A 2,371-nucleotide genomic window follows, 5' to 3' on the forward strand; every position below is an offset into this window, starting at 1 on the left:
TCTACTGGATCGGGCTCCCATGCAATTGCGCCCACCGGATCTCCCTCGATTCGAAATGCAAGCCCAGTCGATTTCTTGGCGAGGTTGCTCTTGCCCGACAACAACAACCGTCGGTCTTCATTCTTGGGGTCAACCATTAAATGCCAAACAGAGCGGCAGACCCCGGTGAATGCTCTTGACCCCATAACGAGATCATCCGCCGTCGTGGCAGCGGCTTTTCGACTATGTGAGACGATCAAAACGGCCACGCCATACTGGTCCGCCAACGCAGCGATCGGTGCGAGTTTCCCTCGCACTTCATTGTCGCGATGGGAATCGGTTCCACTGCCAAGATACGAGCCGATGGGGTCAATAATAAGTAGCTTGACATCGCCGATGTCTTGTATCGCCTCTTCGATGACCCCAACGTTACTCAACGAAACAAACCGATCAGCGGTATCGTCTTCATCATCTGGATCGTACATCCCGCCCAAGATATGGCACTTGCTTAGATTGGCACCCTGTACACGCAATCGAGGCTTGATCGTATCAGCGGGATCATCTTCGGCTGTCAGCATCAAAACGGACCCGCTATCGCATGGTGTTCCATCAGGCCAGTCGCGACCTGTCGAAACAATCGCGGCGATTTCGCAAGTCAAATAACTCTTGCCCAATCCCGGCCTTCCGTTCAGCAAAGTGAGTCGGCCGATGGCAATCCGGGACGGCCATAGCCAATCGATAGGCTTCTCCGCTACCTCGCTCATCGTGAGAATCCGGGGCTTCAAAATCGGCTTCCTTGGTCGCTCTGCATTCGATTCTTTGGGTTCCTGCGGCTTAGACATGGTCGCACCCCGTTTTATTTGCGGCAACGAAATTTCGCAGATCATCCACGTCATACCGGATCAAACGACCAACACGCACCACCGGAATCTTGCCTTTGGAACGCAACCCCCAAAGAGTTCGAGGAGAGGTCGCGAGCCATTTCGCTGCATCACGCTCCGAGAGCAACTGTGGCTCAACCTTTGGCTGCTTATGCATCAACGCGTTCCTCCAGCATTTCGCTCGCAGTCATGGTGCCGGTGTTGCGTGCAATACGCTTGGCAGTAGCTCCACGCATTCCACGCTCTTCATCCTGCCCGGATGGCTCCGCGCGGCCTACCAGGTCGCGATCTTGATAGAGTCCCGCAAGCAACTTTGCGACAGACCGGAAGCGACGTTTTCCTGTTGGTTCCATGAAAATCTCTCAATAGGGTTAACAAACTCAACCCCCGGATTCTGAAACCAGGATCCAATCAACGAAATCAGTTTTTTGAATTTTCCTTTTATCCTTGTTTCCTTCTTTTTCGCCCCCGTCGATCGAATGGCCAAGGCCCCCTACCTAGACGGTCCCAAGCTCGAATAAGACAGTCACGAATCGACGATTGCTCAACGGGCTCCCAGCCTCGTGTTGGAGCTACTTTTTCAAGCCACTTCTGGAGCTCGCCATAGGTTGGATGCTCCTTCGTGTCGATGCCAAATTCAGCAAGAAGAGCGTCGTCTCGCTCAACACGCCAATCCTCTGGAGACTTTTCCGACGCCATAGTGTCCTTAGCTAGTGTTTGCTCAAATTCCGCAATTACCGTCCTCACCACAGCATCAATCCGACCAAACCACCGGATTCGCTCAGATTCGTCATATGCCTCCCAATCATCGACAAACCGCTTAAGAGGACTGCCCGTTTGTCGGGCACATTCAGGCCACAACTCTTCTGAGTCTCTAGTGACCCTTAGATAGACGGCAACCGCAGCGGCGCGGACACATAACTTGTAACGAATTGGGTTATCCAAGAAGCGAAGATCCGATGCATCCAAGAGCGGTTCATTCACCCCCAACGCATTGAGTAATTCTCGAATACGAACTGCTGTTTGGGCTGCGTCCCAACGGATGTCAGGTGAATTGGGGTAATTGTCTCGACTGATGCGGTAGGTGGAACTCGCTTCCTTAATGAATAAGTACAGCTGCTCCGTCTTGCACTTGTTCGATCGCCTCGCATCAATCATCTGATCGACTTAGGGATCATCGAACGAGGCAAGGGGCGTGCGTTCATGCTCTCTCGTAAGTTCTATGAGTTTGTCGGCAAGGCCGCTGACTACACTCGCCGCAAGGGTCTCGATCGCGAACACAATTTGGCGTTGCTGAAGAAGCACATTGATGAAAGCGGAGAGGCAGGAGCGAGTCTCGATGAACTCGCTCAGGTTTTGCCGTCTTTGCCTAAGGAAGATGTACGAAATCTGCTTCGGATTCTGAAGTATCGAGGTATCGCGGACACCCAAGGTCGGGGACCGGGGGCTCGGTGGATCGCATCGGAAGAGGGCGGAAATGAATCGTAAGAGCCCACTTTTTTCGTCGTATT

At 52.9% G+C, this 2,371-nt stretch carries 4 protein-coding genes; 1 reads left to right on the forward strand and 3 read right to left on the reverse strand.

Going from position 1 to position 2,371, the window contains the following annotated elements; translation table 11 throughout:
• From RMSM_RS02685 to RMSM_RS02695, 3 genes are all read right to left on the reverse strand, one after another.
• A partial coding sequence (locus RMSM_RS02685; RefSeq protein ID WP_160168210.1) for an AAA family ATPase occupies positions 1-743 on the reverse strand: 743 nt, incomplete at its 3' end.
• A 70-nt stretch (positions 744-813) separates the two neighbouring features.
• Complete coding sequence (locus tag RMSM_RS43700; RefSeq protein WP_040763776.1) at positions 814-1,017, reverse strand: helix-turn-helix domain-containing protein; 204 nt, start codon at positions 1,015-1,017, stop codon at positions 814-816.
• Entirely contained in the window at positions 1,010-1,213 is a 204-nt protein-coding gene (locus RMSM_RS02695) for a hypothetical protein (RefSeq protein ID WP_008691199.1), read from the reverse strand. Before RMSM_RS02695 ends, RMSM_RS43700 begins: the two co-directional genes overlap by 8 nt.
• A gap of 850 nt (positions 1,214-2,063) precedes the next feature.
• Between RMSM_RS02695 and RMSM_RS02705 the strand changes: the two genes are divergently transcribed.
• Positions 2,064-2,348: a hypothetical protein gene (locus RMSM_RS02705; protein WP_008691201.1), complete on the forward strand. Its 285-nt coding sequence runs from the start codon at positions 2,064-2,066 to the stop codon at positions 2,346-2,348.
• Positions 2,349-2,371: the final 23 nt, after the last annotated feature.

The sequence above is a fragment of the Rhodopirellula maiorica SM1 genome, assembly GCF_000346295.1.
Taxonomy (GTDB): Bacteria; Planctomycetota; Planctomycetia; order Pirellulales; family Pirellulaceae; genus Novipirellula; species Novipirellula maiorica.

Coding starts and splice junctions, on each gene's coding strand:
- RMSM_RS43700 (WP_040763776.1), bottom strand. CDS start 1,017: ATGCATAAGCAGCCAAAGGTTGAGCCACAGTTGCTCTCGGAGCGTGAT.
- RMSM_RS02705 (WP_008691201.1), top strand. CDS start 2,064: ATGCTCTCTCGTAAGTTCTATGAGTTTGTCGGCAAGGCCGCTGACTAC.
- RMSM_RS02695 (WP_008691199.1), bottom strand. CDS start 1,213: ATGGAACCAACAGGAAAACGTCGCTTCCGGTCTGTCGCAAAGTTGCTT.